A 24,027-nucleotide genomic window follows, 5' to 3' on the forward strand; every position below is an offset into this window, starting at 1 on the left:
GCGCCAGCCATTAACTTCCCATCCCGCCGAGCGCGTCTCCCAAATGAAAAATGGGGAGATACATCGCTACCACCAGTACGCCAACGATCGTTCCGGTCACCGCCAGCAGTAATGGCTCCAGCAGCGTCGCCAGATTATCCGCCTGTTGATGAGTTTGCTCGCTATGATGGCGCGCCAGGTTATCGAGCATCGTATCCAGCGATCCCGATGCCTCGCCGGTACGAATGAGCTGCAGACACAGTAAGGTGAATCCGCCGCAATTCGTTAGCGCCTGCCAGATTGGTTGGCCGTGGATGATATCTGCGCGCGCCTGTGCAATCCGCTGCCGCCACAGCGGGCACCCCATGGTTTCCTCCACGCTCTCCAGCCCTTGTACAAAGCTGATGCCCGCGCTTTGGGTCAGTGAAAGAATGGTAAATATCTGGCTCAGCTGTTGGCCGTTGATTAGCCGACCGGCAATCGGAATCGCGTGTAGTAACTTTTGCCTTAACAGCAGCCAGCGTGGCCGATGCCGGGCCAGTCGGTTGAGAAATAGCGGAATAGCAAAAAGCGGCGGCAGCAACGGCCAGTAGCGGGCCAATGCATCGCCGATGTGAATGACCATTTGCGTCAGCAAGGGGAGCGGCGTATTGAAGGTCCGATAGATAGCGGTGAATTCCGGCAGCACGAAAAACAACATTGCCATGACCACCGCCAGCGCCAAAGTCAGAATCACCATTGGGTAGCGCAGCGCCTTCTTTACCTTTTCTGTCAGACGCTGCTGTTCCTGCTGCTGTAGCGCGAGCTGAAAGCAGCAACGTTCCAGCTTACCGGTGAGCTCGCCGGTGCGGATCATCGTCAGATAGAGCGGCGGAAAGACCCGCGGCCATTGCGTCAGGGCGCTGGAGAGAGAAACACCCTGCGCCAGTTCCTGCGCCAGCATTCGCAGCAGCGCCTGCCACTGTTTGTACGGCTGTTGTTGGGCCAGCAGCTCCAGCCCTTCGGCCAACGGTAAGCCAGCCTGCAGCAGCGTGGCAAGCTGGCGGATAATCTCGCAGCTATAGCGCGGACGCCACAGTGAACCCTGTACCGTTTGGCGCCGCAGCGCCAGCAGCAGTATCCGCTGCTGTTCCAGTGATGCCAGCGCCTGTGCGCGCGTCTCTTGCCAGAGTGCCCCTTCGCACGGCATTCCTTGCTTATCCATCCCGCGCCACTGCCAAAGCTGCTTAGTCGCCATGTGGGATCCCCAGAACGCGCACGACTTCTTCCAGGCTGGTCAACCCGCGCTCCACCGCTTCACAGCCGCTTTCAAACAGCGTCATCATGCCAGCTTCGCGGGCCAGCGTTTCGATTTCCGCCGCGCTGAGATCGCGATTAATGGCCTCGCGTAGCGCGCTATCCACCGGCAGCAGTTCGAATAAGGCCAGGCGGCCGTAGTAACCGTGGTAGCACTGCGGACAGCCAACCGCCAGCCAGCCGGGCAATGGGCGTGGCCAAAGACTGTGCGGCACTTCGGTAGGGCGGCCGCCATCGCGCCGGCAGTGGGGACACAGTTTTCGCACCAGCCGCTGGGCGACCACCAGCGAAAGCGCTGAGGAGATCATCCAGCGCGCCACGCCCATTTGTTGCAGGCGAATCAGCGTTTCGCTGGTGGAGTTAGTATGTAATGTAGAGAGCACCAGATGCCCGGTTTGTGCGGCCTTAATGGCGATTTCCGCGGTCTCGGCATCGCGAATTTCTCCAACCATGACGATGTCCGGATCCTGACGCAGTAGCGCCCGCAGGACGCTCTGGAAGGTGAGGCCGGATCGCGGATTGATCTGCGTTTGGTTGAGACCGATTAGCGGGATCTCCAGCGGATCTTCCACGCTGCAGATATTAACCTCTTCGCGATTCCGCGCCTGCAGCGCGCTATACAGGGTGACGGTTTTGCCGCTACCTGTCGGCCCGGTAACCAGTAGCAACCCCTGCGGCTGGTTCAATGCGGCGCGGAAAAAAGCCAGCTGACGAGAGGAGAGCCCCAGAGCTTCCAGATCCAGCGCCTGTTCCACCTGGTGTAATAAACGCAGGACGATTTTCTCCCCGCCGCGGCAGGGGAGGGTTGCAATGCGAAAGGAGACCGTGCGCCCGGCCAGCGTCAGAGTGAACTGTCCATCCTGCGGGAGACGATGCTCGGCAATATCGAGGTTGCCCAGCACCTTAAGCCGTGCGGCCATTGGCGCAGCCAGCGCGGCCTCAAGTAACGGCAGGGCATGCAACACGCCATCGACACGTAGGCGTATCCGCAGCTGTTTTTCCGCCGGCTCAATATGAATATCAGAGGCACGCTGGCGCAGCGCCTGCTCCAGAATTTGATTCAGCAGATCGGTTACGCCCCGGGTGTTACCCGTGGCGGACTCTGATGCTGACTGTTGCGCCTCGTGCTGATGCTTATCCATTCGATCCTGGCTCCAGCATTCAATATCGATACGCTTTTGGGTAGCGAAGCGCAGCGCTTCCATCAGTTCTGGCGCCGGCGTATCCACGACGGCGATAACGATGGTCTGCCCATCGCTCTTCAACAAAATGGCGTGATGGCGCTGACAGAGTGAGAGTAGCTGTTCGCTTTTCATGGCTGTCACCTCATTTAAAGCGGAAGACATCTTCGCAGGCCTGCTTTAGCGCGCTGTCATCGCCGATGGCGCAGACGCGCTGCCAGCCGGTGATGCCGTTGGCATTATCCCAGGAAGGGGTCAGGGTGACGGCCAGTCCGTTCAGACTCTCCTGCCCGGTCAGGGTGACCACGCCCTGGGCGACGCTCATCGCCGATACATAGCGGGTAGTCGACGGCGAGGGGATACCGTTGCTGCCGCCATCGCAGCTGGTTAGTCCGCCGTGGTCCAACGCGCACAGTTCTATTGCCGTACGGTAGGGCACAAAGGTTTGCAGCATATCGGTGAGGGCGGCTTTGCGTAGGTAGTTCTGGTAGGCAGGGATGCCGATGGCGCTGAGGATGGCGATAATGCCGATAACCACCATTAATTCGATCAGGGTAAAACCACGTTGCTTATCCATAAGTCACTCCTTGTTGGTTGTGGGGTGACTTTGGCGCGATTACGTTGCGGCGGCGAGGAGGAAAAATACGCTTAGGATGCAGGCATCCAGCTTTTCGGTAGTGCTTTCAAAGATGCATGCGAAGCGTGCGAGGCGTCTCGCAAAAATAGCCCCGATACCCGGCGGATATCGGGGAGAGAATTAACGAAAACGCATGGACAGGTCGAGCGCCCGCACGTGCTTAGTGAGTGCGCCGACGGAAATATAGTCAACGCCGGTTTCCGCGAATTCGCGAATGGTATCGAAGGTGACGTTGCCGGAGACTTCCAGCGCCGCCTGGCCGTTGGTACGTTTCACCGCCTCGCGCATCAGGTCGGTGGTGAAATTGTCGAGCATGATGATATCAGCGCCGGCTTTTAACGCTTCGTCCAGCTCATCCAGCGTTTCGACTTCGACTTCCACCGGTACGTCCGGGTGCAGCCAGAAGGCTTTTTCCACCGCCTGGCGTACCGAACCGGAGGCGATGATGTGGTTTTCTTTGATCAGGAAGGCGTCAAAGAGGCCCAGACGGTGGTTCGCGCCGCCGCCGCACAGCACCGCATACTTCAGCGCGGTACGCAGGCCTGGTAACGTTTTACGCGTATCAAGCAGCTGCGTTTTGGTGCCTTTGAGCAGGTCGACGTAGCGGCGCACTTCGCTTGCTACCCCAGAGAGGGTCTGCACGAAATTTAGCGCGGTGCGCTCGCCGGTCAGCAGCACCCGCGACGGGCCGTCCAGTTCGAACAGCGGCTGATCGGCTTTAACCGTATCGCCGTCAGCCACGTGCCAGGTGATGCTGACATCGTCGCCGGCAAGCTGAATGAAAACTTCTTCTACCCAACGCTTACCGCAGAATACCCCATCTTCGCGGGTGATGACGACGGCGTGAGAGCGCGCGTCCGATGGCAATAATTGCGCGCTAATATCGTTGTTAGCGTCAACTTCGCCGCCCAGATCTTCGCGTAGTGATTGCGCGACGGCGTCGGTAATATCGAGATTAATACGTTCCAGCAGCGCGTCACGGCGGCGGTCGGGGCTGTAGCGACGAGGCGTCATGATAAAGCTCCAGATAGATAAGATTCAGAAGTGGGAAACATGCTAACCTGAACCACGTTTCTGTACCACACATACCCAATGGATTTCGCGTCGCCTGTGGGGCCGCCGGGATCCACGTTTGCGAAAGGAGATTCCCCATGCAGTTGAATGGCGGATGGCTGGTGGGCGCGCGTCGGGTGCCTTCGCCGCATCACGATTGCCGTCCGGACGATGAAAACCCTTCTTTACTGGTGGTACACAATATCAGCCTGCCGCCGGGGGAGTTTGGCGGCCCGTGGATTGACGCGCTATTTACCGGTACGTTGGATGCCGACGCGCATCCTTACTTCGCCGGGATTGCTCATCTGCGCGTTTCGGCGCATTGTCTGATTCGCCGCGATGGCGAAATAGTCCAATATGTGCCCTTTGATAAGCGCGCATGGCATGCTGGCGTCTCAAGCTATCACGGCCGCGAGCGCTGCAATGATTTTTCGATAGGCATTGAGCTGGAAGGGACGGATACTCAGGCCTACACCGAGGCGCAGTACCAGCAGCTAGCGGCGATTACCCGGGGGCTTATCCAGCGTTATCCTGGTATTGCTGATAATATTACCGGCCATTGCGATATCGCGCCGGTACGCAAAACGGATCCCGGCCCGGCCTTTGATTGGGCAAAATATCGCGGTATGTTGGCCGCATCGTCACATAAGGAGATACCATGACGTTGTTTACTACGCTGCTGGTTCTCATCGCCGAGCGTCTGTTCAAGCTTGGCGAGCACTGGCAGCTCGATCATCGCCTGGAGGTACTGTTCCGCCGCGTGAAGCATTTCTCGCTGTTCGGCACCGTGCTGATGACCGTCGTCGCGGTGGCGGTGGTATATGTTATTCAACGCCTGCTACAAGGGCAGCTATTTAACGTACCGCTGCTGGTGTTCTGGATTTTGCTTGGCCTGCTGTGTATTGGCGCGGGTAAGGTGCGCCTGCATTATCATGCCTATCTGAAGGCGGCGGCGAACAACGATAGCCACGCCTGCGATTCGATGGCCAGCGAGCTAACGCTGATTCACGGCGTGCCGCCGGGCTGCGATCGCCAGGAGTATCTTCGTGAACTGCAGAACGCGCTGCTATGGATCAACTATCGCTACTATCTCGCGCCGCTGTTCTGGCTGGTGGTCGGCGGCCCGTGGGGGTTATTGACGCTGACGGCCTATAGCGTCCTGCGCGCCTGGCAGACCTGGCTTGCGCGCTATCAGACGCCGCGCCATCGTTTACAGTCCGGCATTGACGGTATTCTGCATATTATCGATTGGGTGCCGGTGCGCCTGGTTGGCGTGGTATACGCGCTGCTGGGTCACGGCGAAAAAGCGCTGCCAGCGTGGTTTGCCTCGTTAGGCGACCGTCACTCTTCACAGTATCAGGTATTAACTCGTCTGGCCCAGTTCTCGCTGGCCCGCGAGCCGCACGTCGATGCGGTTGAGACGCCAAAAGCGGCGGTTTCCATGGCGAAGAAAACTTCGCTGGTGGTGGTGGTGATTATGGCGCTGCTGACCATCTACGGGACTTTGATTTAACAGCCCGAAGCCAGGCGCTGCCGGGCTTGGCGCACTCATGTCGCCGGATGGCGCTGCGCTTATCCGGCCTACGGTCCGCGGCCCGGTAAGCCAGAAGCGGTAGCCCTGCTAAGCGCAGCGCAAGCAGGGAAAATCCCAGCGGTGGCGTTGGATCCCGGACGGCTTGCTGTTCATTCTCTACAGCGTATCAGCAGGCGGGATGCCGAAATCGGGCATCCCGTTTTCTTGCCAACGTACCAGCTTTAGCCGGGTGTGACGGTTAGGATCGTACAGCGGGTCGCCTTCGATTTCGGTGTAGTTGCGCGCGTGGTACACCAGCACATCTTCCCCCTCCGGCGTTTGCGTAAAGCTATTATGGCCGGGACCATACTGGCGGTTTTCATAGCTGGTACGAAATACCGGCTGTGGGGATTTATGCCAGTTTTCAGGCATCCGCGGGTCGGCTTCACGGTCGATCCATAATAATCCCATGCAGTAGTTTTCATCGGTCGCGCTGGCGGAATAGCTGATAAACAGCTTATCGCCGTGTACCAGCACCGCAGGTCCCTCATTGACCATAAATCCCCGGCATTCCCAGGCGAACTCCGGCTTGCTCAGCATGAGCGGCGCGCCTTTTAGCGTCCACGGGTTTTCCAGCTCCGCCAGATAGAGATTGGTATTGCCGGCGATCTGCGGGTCTTTCTGCGCCCATAAATACCAGCGTTTCCCTTGATGGCAGAAAGTGGTGGCGTCGAGGGCGAAGGTATCGAACGGGGTGACGATTTGTCCTTTTTCCTGCCAGCGGCCGCTGAGCGGATCGCTGTCGGTACACTCAAGGGCGAACATCCGGTGCTGGAACATCCCCTGGGCGTCGAGGTCATGGGTCGGGGCGGCGGCGAAATAGATATACCACTTGCCGTCGATGGGGTGGAGCTCCGGCGCCCAGATCAGCTGGCTCATCGGCCCGCTTTGCGGCTTGCGCCAGACGGTCACCGGCTCGGCTTCACGCAGGCCTTCCAGCGTAGCGGCGCGGCGGATCTCCAGCCGATCGTATTCCGGTACGGAGGCAATAAAATAGTAGTGGTCTTGATGGCGCAGGATAAAAGGGTCCGCGCGTTGTTCAATAAAGGGGTTAGGCCAGTTGTTCATCAGGCTTTCCTTACGTGTTCACTGGTTTTCAATTCCTGGAGTTCATTCAGTTCGCTGTAGTTACTGCGGCGTTTTTCCAGATCGCTCTGGATTTGGCGCATCAGATTGCGGTCAACTTTCAGCAGGCGTACGACGCCTGCGGTAATCAGGTAGCCAACGCCGGGGATCACAGAGAACAGCAGCACGATACCGTTTAGCGCCGAGGCGCTTTGCTGCTTCGCGCCGGCATCGTAGCCGTACCACGACAGCAGGAAACCCACCATGGCCCCGGCGACCGCCAGCCCCACTTTCAGGAAGAACAGATTGCCGGAGAAGCTGATGCCGGTGATCCGTTTACCGGTTTTCCACTCGCCGTAGTCATCAACGTCGGACATCAGCGACCAGTGCAGCGGCGACGGGATTTGATGCAGGATATTGAGCAGGAAGTAGAGTGCCAGAATCAGCGTCGTGGCATGCGGATTAAAGAAGTAGAACGCGCAGGAGAAGACCGCCAGTACAATGTTGGTCCAGAAAAAGACCTGCAGTTTACACCAGCGGTCGGTCAGCACTTTCGCCAGCATGCTGCCGATCATCATGCCGACCACGCCAAGGCTGATAAACAGGGTGGCGAAGTGGGTAGTTTGCCCCATCACCCAGGTGACGTAGTACATGGTGGCGGCCATGCGGATAAAGCCGGGGCAAACGTTGCACAGGGTTAAGAGCAAAATGCGAACCCACTGGTCGTTTTTCCACACGTCTTTGAGATCTTTTTTCAGCTCGTCGTTGGTTTGGACCGCCGGGCGGATGCGCTCGCGTACGGTGGCGAAGCAGAACAAAAACATACACATGCCGATGAATGCCAATACGGTCATCGCCAGTTGATAACCTTTGGCTTTATCAGCGCCGCCGAACCACTCCGCCATAGGCAGCAGAGTCAGAGAGAGCAGAAGCGTCGCGATACCGACCAGCACAAAGCGGTATGACTGGCAGGCGACACGTTCTTGCGGGTCGGATGTCATCACCGTCCCCAAAGAGCAGTAGGGGATGTTAATCGCGGTATAGGTTATCGACAGCAGGAAGTAGGTGACGAAGGCATAGATAACCTTGCTGTTGTAGGTCCATTCCGGGGTGGTGAACATCAGCACGCTGAACAGGGCGTAGGGGAAGGCCATCCACAGCAGCCATGGGCGAAAGCGGCCATATTTACTGCGTGTGCGGTCGGCCATCGCCCCCATGATCGGGTCGGTGACGGCGTCGATGACGCGCACCGAAAGCAGCAACACCCCAACCAGCGCCGGGGCAAGACCAAAAATATCCGTATAAAAATAGTTAACGAACAACATGATGGCGCCAAAGATAATGTTACATCCGGCATCGCCCATCCCGTAGCCAATCTTTTCTTTCAGCGAAAGTTTATTGCCTGTCATCCTGGAACTCTCCATTGCAGTCTGGAGAGAATTATTGGTCTTAGCGTCGGGAATTACGTTGCAGTAATCCGTCATCGATATGGATAAAACTGTTACAGGAAGGAAAGTGTGAAGCAGATAACAATGCGCCGTGCCCGTCGCTAAAGGACGGACACGGCGTGACGAGATGTATTATTGTGCTTTTACGACGCCGGCGCTTTTCTGTTTAAACAGATAGCCAACGCCGAGAACGGCAATCCATACCGGTATCAGCCACACCGAAATCGCCATCCCCGGGGTCATCAGCATGATGGCCAGTACCGCGACCATAAACAGCAGGCATACCCAGTTACCCAAGGGGTAGAACAGCGCCGGGAAACGTGTTTTCACGCCTTCCTGCTGCTTGGCGCGACGGAATTTGATGTGCGCGAGGCTAATCATCGCCCAGTTAATCACTAGCGCGGAGACAACCAGCGCCATCAGCAGTCCGAACGCCGATTCCGGCGCCAGGTAGTTGATCAGCACGCACAGCGCGGTGACTACGGCGGATACCATAATGGTGTTGACTGGTACGCCGCGTTTATCGAGAGTCAGCAGCGCTTTCGGCGCATTACCCTGCTGCGCCAGGCCGAACAGCATACGGCTGTTACAGTATACGCAGCTGTTGTAAACCGAGAGCGCGGCGGTCAGCACCACGATGTTGAGGGCGTTTGCCACCAGCGTGTCGCCGAGTTCGTGGAAGATCAGGACGAACGGGCTGGTATCGGCGGTGACGCGCGTCCACGGCAGCAGTGAGAGCAGCACGGCCAGGGAGCCTACATAGAAAATAAGGATACGGTAGATAACCTGGTTGGTGGCTTTCGGGATGCTCTTTTCCGGGTTGTCCGCTTCCGCCGCGGTGATACCCACCAGTTCCAGGCCACCGAAGGAGAACATAATGATCGCCATCATCATTACCAGCCCGGTGAAGCCGTGCGGCAGGAAACCGCCCTGATCCCACAGGTTACTGACCGTCGCCTGCGGGCCGCCGTTGCCGCTGAACAGCAGCCAGGCGCCGAACAGAATCATGGCCACTACCGCGACGACTTTAATAATCGCGAACCAGAATTCCATTTCGCCGAACACTTTTACGTTGGTCAGGTTAATGGCGTTAATAGCGATGAAGAAGACTGCTGCCGAAGCCCAGGTAGGGATTTCCGGCCACCAGAACTGGATATATTTGCCGACGGCGGTCAGCTCCGCCATGGCGACAAGCACATACAGCACCCAATAGTTCCAGCCGGAGGCAAAGCCTGCAAAGCCGCCCCAGTACTTATACGCAAAATGGCTGAATGAACCGGCTACCGGTTCTTCGACGACCATTTCGCCGAGTTGACGCATGATCAGGAAGGCGATAAACCCGGCGATAGCATAGCCGAGAATAATACCAGGACCTGCAGATTGAATCACTGACGCACTACCCAGGAATAAGCCCGTACCGATAGCGCCTCCTAGCGCAATGAGCTGTATATGGCGGTTCTTCAAGCCGCGCTTGAGTCGATCGCCATGCTGTTGACCTTCCATCATGAAACCTCGTGTGTGGTTATTATGTTTATACGCTTCATCCTTCAGGTTGCTGCTTTGCTGTCCGTCTCTGCCAAATAGCATAGTTAGCTAATTTCAAGGCGTTTGAGGCCAGTTTTTACCCGAGTGACGCAACGCACACATTGTTGTGTTTGTGTAATTATGAAATTCCATTTTTGTATTTATTTCTTTACGGAAAGCAAAGCGGAAATTCCCTCAAAGACCTTTCGCCTGATGAAGAATAATGGTAAGGGCGTGCGAATGCACCTGCTTTATGAAGGGATGATGACGGAACGAACAAAAAGACACCGTTTGTCATTTTTTCTTACCACCGCCGCCGCTACCCTTAATTGGTTATCTATTCACTTTATTGGTTTATAAATGCACTTTTTTGCTTCTTGAATCGGTTCAGAAAGCGTAATTTTTCGTTTATATAAAGTTAATGCTACCCCTTGCTGGGTAAATGTAAGTTTTGTGCAAGGTTACATTTCTGAAACGTTATTTCTGTAAGGTTGTTAAAAAAGGCCAGGTTTACTGATTTCAATCAAAACCTGTATGGACAGGAGGTGAATACTTTGTTACTTTAGCGCTACGAACTTTAAATTGGTAAGACCAATTGACTCCGGGCGAATGGCAGAGACAGGGAATATGGCCTACAGCAAGATCCGCCAACCAAAACTTTCTGATGTGATAGAGCAGCAGCTGGAGTTTCTGATTCTTGAGGGGACGTTGCGCCCCGGTGAAAAACTCCCGCCTGAACGCGAACTGGCAAAACAGTTCGACGTTTCCCGTCCCTCGCTCCGTGAGGCGATTCAACGCCTCGAAGCCAAGGGCCTGTTGCTTCGTCGCCAGGGCGGTGGAACCTTTGTACAAAGCAGCCTGTGGCAGAGCTTTAGCGACCCGTTGGTCGAGCTCCTGTCCGACCACCCTGAATCCCAATTCGATTTGCTGGAAACCCGTCACGCGCTGGAAGGCATCGCGGCTTATTACGCGGCGCTGCGCAGCAATGATGAAGATCGCGACCGTATTCGCGAACTGCATCAAGCCATTGAGCGGGCCCAACAGTCCGGCGACCTCGACGCCGAATCCGGCGCTGTCGTCCAGTACCAAATCGCCGTCACCGAAGCGGCGCACAATGTGGTGTTGCTCCATCTGCTAAGGTGTATGGAGCCGATGCTGGCACAGAACGTTCGTCAGAACTTTGAATTGCTGTATGCCCGCCGGGAAATGCTCCCGTTGGTCAGCAACCATCGTACTCGCATTTTCGAGGCGATAATGGCCGGGGAGCCGGAGCAGGCGCGTGAGGCGTCGCACCGTCACCTGGCGTTCATTGAGGAAATTTTGCTGGATCGTAGCCGTGAACAGAGTCGTAGAGAACGTTCATTGCGTCGTTTACAGCAACGAAAGGACGAGAACTCCGGTTCTTAAGCGCCATTTTTTAGAGCGCGGCAACTAAACGCAGAACCTGTCTTATTGAATTTTTGGTTGTTCATCAGAGTGAAACGCTAAAGAGTTCAATGGGACAGGTTCCAGTTAAATCAACGATTAGATAGATAAGGAATACCCCCATGTCAGAACGTTTCCAGAATGACGTGGATCCGATCGAAACTCGCGACTGGCAACAGGCGATCGAATCGGTCATCCGTGAAGAAGGTGTTGAGCGTGCTCAGTATCTGATCGACCAGCTTCTTTCTGAGGCCCGCAAAGGCGGCGTGAAAGTAGCGGCCGGTGCGGCAGCGCATAATTACGTCAACACTATTGCCGTTGAAGATGAACCGGAATACCCGGGCAATCTGGAGCTGGAACGCCGTATTCGTTCAGCGATCCGTTGGAACGCCATCATGACCGTTCTGCGCGCATCGAAGAAAGATCTGGAACTGGGTGGCCACATGGCATCCTACCAGTCTTCCGCTACCTTCTACGAAGTCTGCTTCAACCACTTCTTCCGTGCGCGCACTGAGAAAGACGGCGGCGACCTGGTTTACTTCCAGGGCCACATCTCTCCGGGCGTATATGCACGTGCCTTCCTGGAAGGTCGTCTGACTGAAGAGCAGATGAACAACTTCCGTCAGGAAGTTCACGGTAATGGTCTGTCCTCTTATCCGCACCCGAAACTGATGCCGGAATTCTGGCAGTTCCCGACCGTATCGATGGGTCTGGGGCCGTTGGGCGCTATCTATCAGGCTAAATTCCTGAAATATCTGGAACACCGTGGTCTGAAAGACACCTCTGCGCAAACTGTTTACGCCTTCCTGGGCGATGGCGAGATGGATGAGCCGGAATCTAAAGGCGCTATCACCATCGCGACCCGTGAAAAACTGGATAACCTGGTCTTCGTCATCAACTGCAACCTGCAGCGTCTGGACGGCCCGGTCACCGGTAACGGTAAAATCATTAACGAACTGGAAGGCATCTTCGGTGGTGCTGGCTGGAACGTTATCAAGGTTATCTGGGGCGGTCGTTGGGATGAGCTGCTGCGTAAAGACACCAGCGGTAAGCTGATTCAGCTGATGAACGAAACCGTTGACGGCGACTACCAGACCTTCAAATCCAAAGACGGCGCCTACGTTCGTGAGCACTTCTTCGGTAAATATCCGGAAACCGCCGCACTGGTTGCCGACTGGACTGACGAGCAGATCTGGGCCCTGAACCGTGGCGGTCACGATCCGAAGAAAGTCTACGCTGCACTGAAAAAAGCGCAGGAAACCAAAGGCCAGCCGACCGTGATTCTGGCGCATACCATTAAAGGTTATGGTATGGGCGACACCGCGGAAGGTAAAAACATCGCGCACCAGGTTAAGAAAATGAACATGGACGGCGTTCGCTACGTCCGCGATCGTTTCAACGTGCCGGTGGCTGATGCCGATATCGAAAAACTGCCGTACGTGACCTTCCCGGAAGGTTCCGAAGAGCACACTTACCTGCACGCTCAACGTGAAAAGCTGAACGGCTACCTGCCGACTCGTCAGCCGAAATTCACTGAGAAACTGGAGCTGCCGACCCTGGCCGACTTCAGCGCGCTGCTGGAAGAGCAAAACAAAGAAATCTCTACCACTATCGCTTTCGTTCGCGCCCTGAACGTGATGCTGAAGAACAAGTCGATCAAAGATCGTCTGGTGCCGATCATCGCCGATGAAGCGCGTACTTTCGGTATGGAAGGTCTGTTCCGTCAGATCGGTATCTACAGCCCGAACGGCCAGCAGTACACCCCACAGGACCGTGAGCAGGTTGCATACTACAAAGAAGACGAGAAAGGCCAGATTCTGCAGGAAGGTATTAACGAGCTGGGCGCAGGCGCATCCTGGCTGGCTGCTGCGACCTCCTACAGCACCAACGACCTGCCGATGATTCCGTTCTACATCTACTACTCGATGTTCGGCTTCCAGCGTATCGGCGATCTGTGCTGGGCGGCTGGCGATCAGCAGGCTCGCGGCTTCCTGATCGGCGGGACTTCCGGTCGTACTACGCTTAACGGCGAAGGTCTGCAGCACGAAGATGGTCACAGCCACATTCAGTCGCTGACTATCCCGAACTGCATCTCCTACGACCCGTCTTACGCGTACGAAGTCGCTGTCATCATGCATGACGGTCTGGTTCGTATGTACGGCGAAGCGCAAGAGAACGTTTACTACTACATCACTACGCTGAACGAAAACTACCACATGCCGGCCATGCCGGAAGGCGCCGAGGAAGGTATCCGTAAAGGTATCTACAAACTCGAAACCCTCGAAGGTAGCAAAGGTAAAGTTCAGCTGCTGGGCTCCGGTTCTATCCTGCGTCACGTTCGTGAAGCAGCGCAGATCCTGGCGAAAGACTACGGCGTGGGTTCTGACGTGTATAGCGTCACTTCCTTCACCGAACTGGCGCGTGATGGCCAGGATTGCGAACGCTGGAACATGCTGCACCCGCTGGAAACTCCGCGCGTACCGTACATCGCTCAGGTGATGAACGACGCTCCGGCTGTGGCATCCACTGACTATATGAAACTGTTCGCCGAGCAGGTTCGTACTTACGTACCGGCTGATGACTACCGCGTACTGGGTACCGATGGCTTCGGTCGTTCCGACAGCCGTGAAAACCTGCGTCACCACTTCGAAGTCGATGCTTCCTATGTGGTCGTTGCGGCGCTGGGCGAACTGGCTAAACGTGGTGAAATCGATAAGAAAGTTGTGGCTGACGCCATTGCTAAATTCGACATCGATGCAGAAAAAGTTAACCCGCGTCTGGCGTAAGAGGTAAGAGAATAATGGCTATCGAAATCAAAGTACCGGACATCGGGGCTGATGAAGTTGAAATCACCGAGATCCTGGTCAAAGTTGGCGACAAAGTGGAAGCTGAACAGTCGCTGATCACCGTAGAAGGCGACAAGGCCTCTATGGAAGTTCCGTCTCCGCAGGCTGGCGTCGTGAAAGAGATTAAAGTCTCCGTCGGCGACAAAACCGAGACTGGCAAACTGATCATGATTTTCGATTCCGCCGAGGGTGCAGCAGCCGCTGCACCTGCGCAGGAAGAGAAAGCAGCTGCTCCGGCACCGGCAGCAGCGCCGGCGGCAAGCGCAGCGAAAGAAGTTCACGTACCGGATATCGGCGGCGATGAAGTTGAAGTCACCGAGATCATGGTTAAAGTGGGCGACACCATCGCCGCTGAGCAATCCCTGATCACCGTCGAAGGCGACAAAGCTTCTATGGAAGTTCCGGCGCCGTTCGCGGGTACCGTTAAAGAGATCAAAATCAACACCGGCGACAAAGTGTCCACCGGCTCCTTGATCATGATCTTCGAAGTGGCGGGCGCTGCGCCTGCAGCCGCTCCGGCACAGGCTGCCGCTCCGGCTGCAGCGGCACCGGCTGCTGCGGCTGGCGTGAAAGATGTTAACGTACCGGATATCGGCGGCGACGAAGTTGAAGTCACCGAAGTGATGGTAAAAGTCGGCGATAAAGTTGCCGCTGAGCAGTCACTGATCACCGTCGAAGGCGACAAAGCTTCTATGGAAGTTCCGGCGCCGTTCGCGGGTACCGTTAAAGAGATCAAAATCAGCACCGGTGACAAAGTGTCTACCGGCTCTCTGATCATGGTCTTCGAAGTGGAAGGCGCAGCGCCTGCTGCTGCTCCGGCTCAGGCTGCGGCACCGGCTGCTGCACCTGCACCGGCTCAGAAAGCTGCCGCGCCGGCTGCGAAAGCAGAAGGTAAAACCGAATTCGCTGAAAACGAAGCTTACGTTCACGCGACTCCGCTGATTCGCCGCCTGGCGCGCGAGTTCGGCGTAAACCTGGCGAAAGTGAAAGGGACCGGCCGTAAAGGTCGTATCCTGCGCGAAGACGTTCAGGCTTACGTGAAAGAAGCGGTTAAACGCGCTGAATCCGCACCGGCTGCTGCCGCAGGCGGCGGTCTGCCGGGCATGCTGCCATGGCCGAAAGTTGACTTCAGCAAGTTTGGCGAAATCGAAGAAGTGGAACTGGGTCGTATCCAGAAAATCTCTGGTGCTAACCTGAGCCGTAACTGGGTGATGATCCCGCACGTTACGCACTTCGACAAAACCGATATCACCGATCTGGAAGCGTTCCGTAAGCAGCAGAATGCCGAAGCTGAGAAGCGCAAACTGGACGTGAAATTCACCCCAGTGGTCTTCATCATGAAAGCCGTTGCCGCTGCGCTTGAGCAGATGCCGCGCTTCAACAGCTCGCTGTCCGAAGACGGTCAGCGCCTGACGCTGAAGAAATACATCAACATCGGTGTGGCGGTAGATACTCCGAACGGTCTGGTGGTTCCGGTCTTTAAAGACGTGAACAAGAAGAGCATCACCGAGCTGTCTCGCGAGCTGACCACCATCTCGAAGAAAGCGCGCGATGGCAAGCTGACTGCTGGCGAAATGCAGGGCGGTTGCTTCACCATCTCCAGCATCGGCGGCCTGGGTACTACCCACTTCGCGCCGATTGTTAACGCGCCGGAAGTGGCCATCCTGGGCGTGTCTAAGTCCGCGATGGAGCCGGTATGGAATGGTAAAGAGTTCGTTCCGCGTCTGATGATGCCGATCTCTCTGTCCTTCGACCACCGCGTCATCGACGGTGCTGATGGTGCCCGCTTCATTACCATCATTAACAACACCTTGAGCGACATTCGCCGCCTGGTGATGTAAGCGAAAAAGCCGGCCTGACGGCCGGCTTTTTTCTGATAACCTCAGGCTGTTGGGGATTATCAGCAACAAAGGACAAAATCGTTTGCCGTTTGTTGTTTAAAAATTGTTAACAATTTTGTAAAATACACGCGGATAGAACGTCCCGGTGGACTTGGGCGTAATAATAAAAGCGTCAGACCCGCCGGATATAAATTACAGAGGTCATGATGAGTACTGAAATCAAAACTCAGGTCGTGGTACTTGGGGCAGGTCCTGCAGGCTACTCTGCAGCCTTCCGTTGCGCTGATTTAGGTCTGGAAACCGTCATCGTAGAACGTTACAGCTCGCTGGGCGGCGTTTGCCTGAACGTGGGTTGTATCCCTTCTAAAGCACTGCTGCACGTTGCAAAAGTTATCGAAGAAGCGAAAGCGCTGGCCGAACACGGCATCGTTTTCGGCGAACCGAAAACCGACATTGACAAGATCCGCACCTGGAAAGAAAAAGTCATCACTCAGCTGACCGGTGGTCTGGCTGGCATGGCCAAAGGTCGTAAAGTGAAGGTGGTTAACGGTCTGGGTAAATTCACCGGCGCTAACACCCTGGAAGTTGAAGGCGAAAACGGCAAAACCGTGATTAACTTCGACAACGCGATCATCGCGGCGGGCTCCCGTCCGATTCAGCTGCCGTTTATCCCGCATGAAGATCCGCGCGTTTGGGATTCCACCGACGCTCTGGAACTGAAATCTGTACCGAAACGCATGCTGGTTATGGGCGGCGGTATCATCGGTCTGGAAATGGGTACCGTATACCATGCGCTGGGTTCAGAGATTGACGTGGTTGAAATGTTCGACCAGGTTATCCCGGCTGCCGACAAAGACGTGGTTAAAGTCTTCACCAAGCGTATCAGCAAGAAATTCAACCTGATGCTGGAAACCAAAGTGACTGCCGTTGAAGCAAAAGAAGACGGTATTTACGTTTCCATGGAAGGCAAAAAAGCCCCGGCGGAAGCGCAGCGTTACGACGCGGTGCTGGTAGCTATCGGCCGCGTGCCGAACGGTAAAAACCTCGACGCAGGCAAAGCCGGCGTGGAAGTTGACGATCGCGGCTTCATTCGCGTTGACAAACAAATGCGCACCAACGTGCCGCACATCTTTGCTATCGGCGATATCGTCGGTCAGCCGATGCTGGCGCACAAAGGCGTACACGAAGGTCACGTTGCCGCAGAAGTTATCTCCGGCCTGAAACACTACTTCGATCCGAAAGTGATCCCGTCCATCGCCTACACCGAGCCAGAAGTGGCATGGGTTGGCCTGACTGAGAAAGAAGCGAAAGAGAAAGGCATCAGCTACGAAACCGCCACCTTCCCGTGGGCTGCTTCCGGCCGTGCTATCGCTTCCGACTGCGCAGACGGTATGACCAAACTGATCTTCGACAAAGAGACCCACCGTGTTATCGGCGGCGCGATTGTCGGCACCAACGGCGGCGAGCTGCTGGGTGAAATCGGTCTGGCTATCGAAATGGGCTGCGACGCGGAAGACATCGCGCTGACTATCCACGCTCACCCGACTCTGCACGAGTCCGTTGGCCTGGCGGCAGAAGTCTTCGAAGGTAGCATTACCGACCTGCCAAACGCGAAAGCGAAGAAAAAGTAACTTTTTCTTTCAGCTAAAAATGCGTAAGCGGCTCTAAGAGCCGCTTTTTTTATCGCTAATGTTTAGAACTATGTCCCTGTTCACAAACCGCTACACCTCATACATACTTTGAAAATAGTCACTCAGTAAACTAATAGGTAGTTAATTATGTATCTGAGGTGTGAGATGAAACGCTTATTGACCACGGCGCTGTTAGCCACGACGTTAGTATCCGGTATGGCCTGCGCGGCTGATGCGACAATTCCATGGGCGGCGAACAGCGGCGGTACCGAAAGTACCCATATTGCGGCGATGGGTCAGGATCTGAATGCGCAGCATCAGTTGGTGACAAAGACCAATGAAGGGGTGTGGGCGGCGAATTCCGGGAGCATCAGCTCGGATGAAGCGGCGCTGACCAGTCAGAAACCTGCTTTTGCCGGTTATCCGGAGCTGATGCCGCACCAGGGCTAAGCACCAGAGAGTGCCCGGTTGCTATTGCGCAACCGGGCATTTTTTTATTGATTGACCGGCTGCCATCCCGCCGCTGAATCGGGGGCAAAATGCGTAATTGCCTGCGCTTTCGTCGCGCTCTCTTCGCCCAGGTTCGCCTGCCAGACCTTATCGTTCTGATCGATCATAAAGCTCATCACCCCGGTTTCTCCCCACTCTACCGGCCATGCCAGTAAGGCGACGCCTTGGCTATCGTTATCGGCGATAATGCGGAAACGGTAGCCATGATAACCGGCGCCGGGCTCCGTCGGGCTAAAGGCCGGCCCCAGCGGGCTTGGCGTTTCGCCCGGTGAGGTTGGCCAGTACAGACCATCTTTTTTGCCTTCGCTGCTGATGATTTTTTGCGCCCAGCGATGATTCATTTGATAGTAATCCTGCTGGGCATCAACGTAGGCGTGCATGGCGGCAATTGCCGACAGTTCATTGCGGCCGATGGCGCGTGTGAGAATTTCATCTTCCCCGGCCGCCATATCAAATCGCCAGCCCTGTTCATCTTTGACAATCGGAATTGGCAATCGCCACGCTTCACTGCCGACATCAAGCCAGGCGTTATTACCCTGCTGCACAATGACGTGTTTCACCTGCCAGTCGCGCTGAAAGCGGTCGACGGCATTGGGATCAATACCATTGGTGGGTAAAAACTGCTGCCAGTTATCGCCGAGCAGATTATTGAGCGCGGCTTTATCACGATGATTGAGCGCATCGGCCAGCGCGCTTGCGGCTTTCTCCGGCGTGGGAAACTGTTGCTGGGCGAAGGCGGCGAGCGGCGACAGCATTAGCGTTAATAGGGCGATCTGTAATGGTTTTCTCATCTGCTCATCCTCAGCGACGACGCAATTCATGGTGTTCGGAAAGGCGCTCTCTGGCGGCGCCGCGCTGTTCGCTACTCAAGCCGGAAATATTACGGCTTTGCAGCCCGCGCGCCTGCTGCGATTGCCAGGAGGGGGAGCGACTTTCGTTGCCGCTTAAGGCATTGGCGCGTGCCGTGCTCACCGCCTGCTGACGCTGGGCCGGCGTCGCGGAGTGAATCTGCTGACGGCGCTGTTGTTGCTGAGGCGTAGGATTTTGCACGTGGCTCTTCACGGCCTCGCGATGCTGTTGCTGCTGCGGCGTTGGGTGTTGCAACTGCGTTTTCGCCGCTTCGCGACGCTGCTGTTTGGCAGGTGTCGGCGTGCTGTCGTAGCCACGGTAGCTGCTGCGCTGGGTGGCCTGCTTCAATTGTTGAGAAGCCGCCTGACGCTGCGCATCGCGCGAGGCGCTAGTGGCAGCCAGCGTGCCTGCGCTGGCTGCTGGCGCGTTGGGATGCTGAAGCTGCGTCATCGCCGCTTGCCGTTGAGCGCTGCGATCGACCGGCGCATGCTGGGTCGCGCTGAGTCCGCCGGGAACATTGGTCTGATGATAGCGCTGGGCGACATTATTATTCGGATAAGGCACGTTGCCGCGATAGGCGGGGTTATGCTGCCAGTTTACGCGGTTACCCGGTAGGTTCTGACCGGTAATGTGGTTGAAATTATTCACATTAATATTGATGTTATCGCCATTATGCTGGTAACCGCCGTGATGGTAATCGTCATCATGATGATGGTCATCATCATCCCAGTCGATGCTGCTGAAGAGTGCCCAGGTGGTGGCGACGCCAAGGCTGTAGCCAAAACCTTTGACGAAGCTATCGGTGAACTGCTCTCCGGGAGGCGGCGGCAGATAGACCGGGGGATAGGCGCTATTCGGCCAACTGCCGTAGACGGTCGAAGGGTTATAGCTTGGAACGTATACCACTTGCGGGTTGGTCGGTTCAATTTTGATGATCTGCGAAGGCGCTGGCGAAGCCGTTGAGGTTGTCGAGGTTGATACCGCGCCGCTATTCGTTGACCTCGAAGAGGCTGGCGCCGCGGCCGTGACGGTCACTTTCTGTTGCGGCGTGGATTTTAATGTCCCGGTTTGCTGGGCAATGGCACGCAGGCGCTGTACGGAGTCCATGACGTCGTGCGGCTGGGCTAAAAATGCGTCGCCAAGGTTTTCCACCCACGGCGGATTTTCGCCCATCATTGCCAGCAGGGCGGGAAAGGCGACGAGGGATTTGACGCTCGGATCCCACGGCTGGCTGGCAACGGCCTGAACGGCCGCGTCGCCTTTCATCGACGGGTTATCCTGCGACCACTGTACCGCCTGCATAACGTTGTCCGGATAGGTGGAGGCCATCAGTACCTGCGAGAGTAAACTGTCCGGATAGAGCGCGATTGGCGCGACCCATTGGTCGATTTGCGCCTGTGTGTAGGTGGCTGTGACCGCTTGTCCCGCCGCCGGCGCAGTCGGGGACGCCGGCGCGGGTACCGTTGTGGGCTGTGCCGTCACCGGCGCTTCCGCGATAGTCTCTGGGGTACGACTTTTAACATAGAGCGTTCCTGCCGCTGCGAGTAAGCCTGCGCTGCAGAGCAGGGCGATAATATGGGGTTTGAACGGTAGTGACATGGAAGCTCCTGACACAGAAATGTTACCCATCTCGCTAAAGTATCGGCGAAAACGGTACGTTAGGGGAGTATATGAAGACGATATTGTTTTTTTTGATTTTTGTTGGGATCCTGACATTAAATCTGTAACAGAAATAAATTTATCTACCAGCATTTGAACAGAAAGCCTGCAATATCCTGCCCTTAACGATTCAGCTAAATTTTAATGTTGCTTTTTTGTAAACAGATTAACACCCTTCAAAAATCCTGCTATGCTGCCCTCGCGGTATCGGGCATTTACCCTACAAACTGCTGTCTCACAGGAGCGTGAAGAAAATCGCCTACCGCATTTTACAATGAGAGCGAGGAGAACCGTCGTGCTAGAAGAATACCGTAAGCACGTAGCTGAGCGTGCCGCCATGGGGATTGTTGCCAAACCCTTAGACGCAACCCAAATGGCCGCGCTGGTAGAACTGCTGAAAAACCCGCCAGCGGGTGAAGATGAATTCCTGTTAGATCTGCTTACCAACCGTGTACCGCCGGGCGTCGATGAAGCCGCCTATGTTAAAGCCGGATTCCTTGCCGCTATCGCCAAAGGCGAAGCGACCTCCCCACTGGTTACCCCTGAAAAAGCCGTTGAACTGCTGGGCACCATGCAGGGCGGTTACAATATTCACCCCCTGATTGAAGCGCTGGACGATGCCAAACTGGCGCCGATTGCCGCGAAAGCGCTGTCCCATACCCTGCTGATGTTCGATAACTTCTATGACGTAGAAGAGAAAGCCAAAGCGGGTAATGAGTACGCTAAACAGGTTATGCAATCCTGGGCTGATGCCGAGTGGTTCCTGAACCGTCCGCAACTGGCGGAAAAAATCACCGTTACCGTCTTCAAAGTTACCGGCGAAACCAATACCGATGACTTGTCTCCGGCACCTGATGCCTGGTCCCGTCCGGATATCCCACTGCACGCTCTGGCGATGCTGAAAAACGCTCGCGAAGGAATTGAGCCGGATCAGCCGGGCGCGGTCGGCCCGATTAAACAAATTGAAGCGCTGCAGCAGAAAGGCTTCCCGCTGGCCTACGTTGGCGACGTTGTTGGTACCGGTTCTTCGCGTAAATCCGCCACCAACTCGGTGCTGTGGTTCATGGGCGACGATATCCCGAACGTACCGAACAAGCGCGGCGGCGGCCTGTGCCTGGGCGGCAAAATCGCGCCTATCTTCTTCAATACCATGGAAGATGCGGGCGCGCTGCCTATCGAAGTGGACGTGAGCAACCTCAACATGGGCGACGTCATTGACGTTTACCCGTTCAAAGGCGAAGTGCGTAACCACGAAACCAACGAGCTGTTGGCAAGCTTTGAACTGAAAACCGATGTACTGATCGACGAAGTGCGCGCCGGCGGCCGTATTCCGCTGATCATCGGTCGCGGCCTGACGACCAAAGCGCGCGAAGCGCTGGGGCTGCCGCACAGCGACGTTTTCCGTCATGCGAAAGATGTGGCGGAAAGCAACCGCGGCTTCTCTCTGGCGCAGAAAATGGTTGGCCGCGCCTGCGGCGTTGCCGGTATCCGTCCGGGCGCTTATTGCGAGCCGAAAATGACCTCCGTCGGTTCTCAGGACACCACCGGTCCAATGACCCGCGATGAGCTGAAAGACCTGGCGTGCCTGGGCTTCTCCGCGGACCTGGTGATGCAGTCCTTCTGCCACACTGCGGCTTATCCGAAGCCGGTTGACGTCACCACGCACCACACTCTGCCGGACTTCATCATGAACCGCGGCGGTGTTTCACTGCGTCCGGGCGATGGCGTTATCCACTCCTGGCTGAACCGTATGCTGCTGCCTGATACCGTAGGTACCGGCGGCGACTCCCATACCCGTTTCCCAATCGGTATCTCCTTCCCGGCGGGTTCTGGTCTGGTGGCTTTCGCCGCCGCGACCGGCGTGATGCCGCTGGATATGCCGGAATCAGTACTGGTGCGCTTCAAAGGTAAAATGCAGCCGGGTATTACCCTGCGCGACCTGGTTCACGCCATCCCGCTGTATGCCATTAAGCAGGGCCTGCTGACCGTTGAGAAGAAAGGTAAGAAAAACATCTTCTCTGGCCGCATCCTTGAAATCGAAGGTCTGCCGGATCTGAAAGTCGAGCAGGCGTTTGAACTGACCGATGCTTCCGCTGAGCGTTCTGCTGCTGGTTGTACCATCAAGCTGAACAAAGAGCCGATCGTTGAGTATCTGAACTCCAACATCGTCCTGCTGAAGTGGATGATCGCGGAAGGTTACGGCGATCGCCGTACGCTGGAGCGCCGTATCCAGGGCATGGAAAAATGGCTGGCGGATCCGCAGCTGCTGGAAGCCGACGCTGATGCGGAATACGCGGCAGTGATCGACATCGATCTGGCGGATATCAAAGAGCCTATTCTGTGCGCGCCGAACGATCCGGACGATGCGCGTCTGCTGTCGGACGTGCAGGGTGAGAAGATCGACGAAGTGTTTATCGGTTCCTGCATGACCAACATTGGCCACTTCCGTGCTGCAGGTAAACTGCTAGACAGCCACAAAGGCCAACTGCCGACTCGCCTGTGGGTGGCGCCGCCAACCCGTATGGATGCCGCGCAGTTGACTGAAGAAGGCTACTACAGCGTGTTTGGTAAGAGCGGCGCGCGTATCGAAATCCCTGGCTGTTCCCTGTGTATGGGCAACCAGGCGCGCGTGGCTGACGGCGCGACCGTCGTGTCGACCTCTACCCGTAACTTCCCGAACCGTTTAGGTACCGGCGCCAACGTTTATCTGGCCTCTGCCGAACTGGCGGCGGTCGCTTCTCTGCTGGGCAAACTGCCGACGCCGGAAGAGTACCAGACCTTCGTCGCTCAGGTTGATAAGACGGCGGAAGATACCTATCGCTATCTGAACTTTAACCAGCTGGATCAGTACACCGAAAAAGCTGACGGCGTGATCTTCCAGACTGCTGTGTAATCCGTTCGGTCAGCCTGGCTGACCGTTTGGCTACAAACTCTCCAATGCCCGCTGAACATTGCATCAGCGGGCATTTTTATTTTTAAACCTCCCACCCGTTGCGCTTTTTTTCTTCCTGTCTGCTGCGATAATTACTCCATGGGTACAGTGCAGCGGTGACGCATTGCCCTTGCAGAGGAAAAGATTATGGATTACGAATTTCTGCGCGATATTACCGGTGTGGTAAAGGTGCGTATGTCGATGGACCACGAGGCGATTGGTCACTGGTTCAACGAAGAGGTGAAAGATAACCTGGCCCTTCTGGATGAAGTGGAGCAGGCAGCGCGCACCGTGAAAGGCAGTGAACGTTCCTGGCAGCGGGCCGGCCATGAATATACGTTGTGGCTGGATGGCGAAGAAGTGATGATCCGCGCCAACCAACTGGAATTTTCCGGCGATGAAATGGAAGAGGGGATGAACTACTACGACGAAGAGAGCCTCTCTCTTTGCGGCGTGGAGGATTTCCTGCAGGTGGTTGCCGCATACCGTGAATTTATGCAGCAGCGTTAATGATTCGTTTTGTGCCGGGCGGCGCGGAACCGTAGGCCCGGCAGGCAAAAGCGCCGCCGGGCATTTCA

The 24,027-nt window shown here is 56.1% G+C and carries 18 protein-coding genes; 9 read left to right on the forward strand and 9 right to left on the reverse strand.

Annotation, left to right across the window (positions count from 1 at the left end; all coding sequences use genetic code 11):
• Window positions 1-10 precede the first annotated feature (10 nt).
• The 4 genes from hofC to nadC all read right to left on the reverse strand — a co-directional run bounded on the left by hofC (window position 11) and on the right by nadC (window position 4,107).
• Window positions 11-1,216 (reverse strand): protein transport protein HofC, encoded by a 1,206-nt coding sequence (gene hofC / locus AC22LX_RS22260; protein ID WP_045390028.1) that lies wholly within the window; start codon window positions 1,214-1,216, stop codon window positions 11-13.
• Entirely contained in the window at window positions 1,206-2,591 is a 1,386-nt protein-coding gene (gspE, locus tag AC22LX_RS22265; RefSeq protein ID WP_045390031.1) for a type II secretion system protein GspE, read from the reverse strand. The genes hofC and gspE overlap by 11 nt, the downstream gene beginning before the upstream one ends.
• 10 nt (window positions 2,592-2,601) lie before the next feature.
• On the reverse strand, window positions 2,602-3,033 hold the full coding sequence (gene ppdD, locus AC22LX_RS22270) for a prepilin peptidase-dependent pilin (RefSeq protein WP_045390034.1): 432 nt from the start codon (window positions 3,031-3,033) through the stop codon (window positions 2,602-2,604).
• 180 nt (window positions 3,034-3,213) lie between these two features.
• Complete coding sequence (nadC, locus tag AC22LX_RS22275) at window positions 3,214-4,107, reverse strand: carboxylating nicotinate-nucleotide diphosphorylase (RefSeq protein ID WP_015368230.1); 894 nt, start codon at window positions 4,105-4,107, stop codon at window positions 3,214-3,216.
• Window positions 4,108-4,244: 137 nt separating this feature from the next.
• On the opposite strand from nadC, the gene ampD reads away from it, so the two are divergent.
• Window positions 4,245-4,808, forward strand: coding sequence for a 1,6-anhydro-N-acetylmuramyl-L-alanine amidase AmpD (gene ampD / locus AC22LX_RS22280; protein ID WP_045390037.1), 564 nt, complete (start codon window positions 4,245-4,247; stop codon window positions 4,806-4,808).
• Entirely contained in the window at window positions 4,805-5,659 is an 855-nt protein-coding gene (gene ampE / locus AC22LX_RS22285) for a beta-lactamase regulator AmpE (protein ID WP_047050168.1), read from the forward strand. The genes ampD and ampE overlap by 4 nt, the downstream gene beginning before the upstream one ends.
• A 177-nt stretch (window positions 5,660-5,836) precedes the next feature.
• On the opposite strand, the gene AC22LX_RS22290 is transcribed toward ampE, so the two are convergent.
• From AC22LX_RS22290 to aroP, 3 genes are all read right to left on the reverse strand, one after another.
• The gene (locus AC22LX_RS22290) at window positions 5,837-6,787 is read right to left on the reverse strand and encodes a glycoside hydrolase family 43 protein (RefSeq protein WP_045390042.1); all 951 of its coding nucleotides are present in this window, start codon (window positions 6,785-6,787) and stop codon (window positions 5,837-5,839) included.
• On the reverse strand, window positions 6,787-8,193 hold the full coding sequence (locus AC22LX_RS22295; RefSeq protein ID WP_045390044.1) for a glycoside-pentoside-hexuronide (GPH):cation symporter: 1,407 nt from the start codon (window positions 8,191-8,193) through the stop codon (window positions 6,787-6,789). Before AC22LX_RS22295 ends, AC22LX_RS22290 begins: the two co-directional genes overlap by 1 nt.
• A gap of 171 nt (window positions 8,194-8,364) precedes the next feature.
• Window positions 8,365-9,738: an aromatic amino acid transporter AroP gene (aroP, locus tag AC22LX_RS22300; RefSeq protein WP_161801884.1), complete on the reverse strand. Its 1,374-nt coding sequence runs from the start codon at window positions 9,736-9,738 to the stop codon at window positions 8,365-8,367.
• Between the two features lie 645 nt (window positions 9,739-10,383).
• Here aroP and pdhR point away from each other — a divergent pair.
• The 5 genes from pdhR (at window position 10,384) to AC22LX_RS22325 (ending at window position 17,949) form a co-directional block, all read left to right on the forward strand.
• A complete protein-coding gene (pdhR, locus tag AC22LX_RS22305; protein ID WP_015368223.1) occupies window positions 10,384-11,163 on the forward strand; it encodes a pyruvate dehydrogenase complex transcriptional repressor PdhR in 780 nt (259 codons plus the stop codon).
• A 140-nt stretch (window positions 11,164-11,303) separates the two neighbouring features.
• On the forward strand, window positions 11,304-13,967 hold the full coding sequence (aceE, locus tag AC22LX_RS22310) for a pyruvate dehydrogenase (acetyl-transferring), homodimeric type (protein WP_015368222.1): 2,664 nt from the start codon (window positions 11,304-11,306) through the stop codon (window positions 13,965-13,967).
• 14 nt (window positions 13,968-13,981) lie between these two features.
• Window positions 13,982-15,868 carry a pyruvate dehydrogenase complex dihydrolipoyllysine-residue acetyltransferase gene (gene aceF, locus AC22LX_RS22315; RefSeq protein ID WP_047050165.1) on the forward strand — a complete coding sequence of 629 codons (1,887 nt, stop codon included), beginning with the start codon at window positions 13,982-13,984 and terminating at the stop codon, window positions 15,866-15,868.
• 206 nt (window positions 15,869-16,074) lie between these two features.
• Window positions 16,075-17,499, forward strand: coding sequence for a dihydrolipoyl dehydrogenase (lpdA, locus tag AC22LX_RS22320; RefSeq protein WP_015368220.1), 1,425 nt, complete (start codon window positions 16,075-16,077; stop codon window positions 17,497-17,499).
• A 165-nt stretch (window positions 17,500-17,664) separates the two neighbouring features.
• Complete coding sequence (locus AC22LX_RS22325; RefSeq protein ID WP_045390053.1) at window positions 17,665-17,949, forward strand: hypothetical protein; 285 nt, start codon at window positions 17,665-17,667, stop codon at window positions 17,947-17,949.
• Window positions 17,950-17,993: 44 nt separating this feature from the next.
• On the opposite strand, the gene AC22LX_RS22330 is transcribed toward AC22LX_RS22325, so the two are convergent.
• Together AC22LX_RS22330 and AC22LX_RS22335 are read right to left on the reverse strand one after the other, a co-directional pair.
• Complete coding sequence (locus tag AC22LX_RS22330; RefSeq protein WP_045390056.1) at window positions 17,994-18,800, reverse strand: DUF2950 family protein; 807 nt, start codon at window positions 18,798-18,800, stop codon at window positions 17,994-17,996.
• 10 nt (window positions 18,801-18,810) lie between these two features.
• On the reverse strand, window positions 18,811-20,457 hold the full coding sequence (locus AC22LX_RS22335) for a DUF3300 domain-containing protein (protein WP_045390059.1): 1,647 nt from the start codon (window positions 20,455-20,457) through the stop codon (window positions 18,811-18,813).
• Window positions 20,458-20,812: 355 nt separating this feature from the next.
• Here AC22LX_RS22335 and acnB point away from each other — a divergent pair, with 355 nt between their 5' ends.
• Window positions 20,813-23,410 carry a bifunctional aconitate hydratase 2/2-methylisocitrate dehydratase gene (acnB, locus tag AC22LX_RS22340; RefSeq protein ID WP_072201386.1) on the forward strand — a complete coding sequence of 866 codons (2,598 nt, stop codon included), beginning with the start codon at window positions 20,813-20,815 and terminating at the stop codon, window positions 23,408-23,410.
• Between the two features lie 186 nt (window positions 23,411-23,596).
• Window positions 23,597-23,959 (forward strand): protein YacL, encoded by a 363-nt coding sequence (yacL, locus tag AC22LX_RS22345; RefSeq protein WP_015368214.1) that lies wholly within the window; start codon window positions 23,597-23,599, stop codon window positions 23,957-23,959.
• Window positions 23,960-24,027 lie beyond the last annotated feature (68 nt).

Source organism: Klebsiella sp. PK01, assembly GCF_057624675.1.

Coding starts and splice junctions, on each gene's coding strand:
- gspE (WP_045390031.1), bottom strand. CDS start 2,591: ATGAAAAGCGAACAGCTACTCTCACTCTGTCAGCGCCATCACGCCATT.
- hofC (WP_045390028.1), bottom strand. CDS start 1,216: ATGGCGACTAAGCAGCTTTGGCAGTGGCGCGGGATGGATAAGCAAGGA.
- aceF (WP_047050165.1), top strand. CDS start 13,982: ATGGCTATCGAAATCAAAGTACCGGACATCGGGGCTGATGAAGTTGAA.
- yacL (WP_015368214.1), top strand. CDS start 23,597: ATGGATTACGAATTTCTGCGCGATATTACCGGTGTGGTAAAGGTGCGT.
- AC22LX_RS22325 (WP_045390053.1), top strand. CDS start 17,665: ATGAAACGCTTATTGACCACGGCGCTGTTAGCCACGACGTTAGTATCC.
- AC22LX_RS22335 (WP_045390059.1), bottom strand. CDS start 20,457: ATGTCACTACCGTTCAAACCCCATATTATCGCCCTGCTCTGCAGCGCA.
- ampE (WP_047050168.1), top strand. CDS start 4,805: ATGACGTTGTTTACTACGCTGCTGGTTCTCATCGCCGAGCGTCTGTTC.
- aceE (WP_015368222.1), top strand. CDS start 11,304: ATGTCAGAACGTTTCCAGAATGACGTGGATCCGATCGAAACTCGCGAC.
- pdhR (WP_015368223.1), top strand. CDS start 10,384: ATGGCCTACAGCAAGATCCGCCAACCAAAACTTTCTGATGTGATAGAG.
- AC22LX_RS22295 (WP_045390044.1), bottom strand. CDS start 8,193: ATGACAGGCAATAAACTTTCGCTGAAAGAAAAGATTGGCTACGGGATG.
- AC22LX_RS22290 (WP_045390042.1), bottom strand. CDS start 6,787: ATGAACAACTGGCCTAACCCCTTTATTGAACAACGCGCGGACCCTTTT.
- ampD (WP_045390037.1), top strand. CDS start 4,245: ATGCAGTTGAATGGCGGATGGCTGGTGGGCGCGCGTCGGGTGCCTTCG.
- aroP (WP_161801884.1), bottom strand. CDS start 9,738: ATGATGGAAGGTCAACAGCATGGCGATCGACTCAAGCGCGGCTTGAAG.
- lpdA (WP_015368220.1), top strand. CDS start 16,075: ATGAGTACTGAAATCAAAACTCAGGTCGTGGTACTTGGGGCAGGTCCT.
- nadC (WP_015368230.1), bottom strand. CDS start 4,107: ATGACGCCTCGTCGCTACAGCCCCGACCGCCGCCGTGACGCGCTGCTG.
- AC22LX_RS22330 (WP_045390056.1), bottom strand. CDS start 18,800: ATGAGAAAACCATTACAGATCGCCCTATTAACGCTAATGCTGTCGCCG.
- ppdD (WP_045390034.1), bottom strand. CDS start 3,033: ATGGATAAGCAACGTGGTTTTACCCTGATCGAATTAATGGTGGTTATC.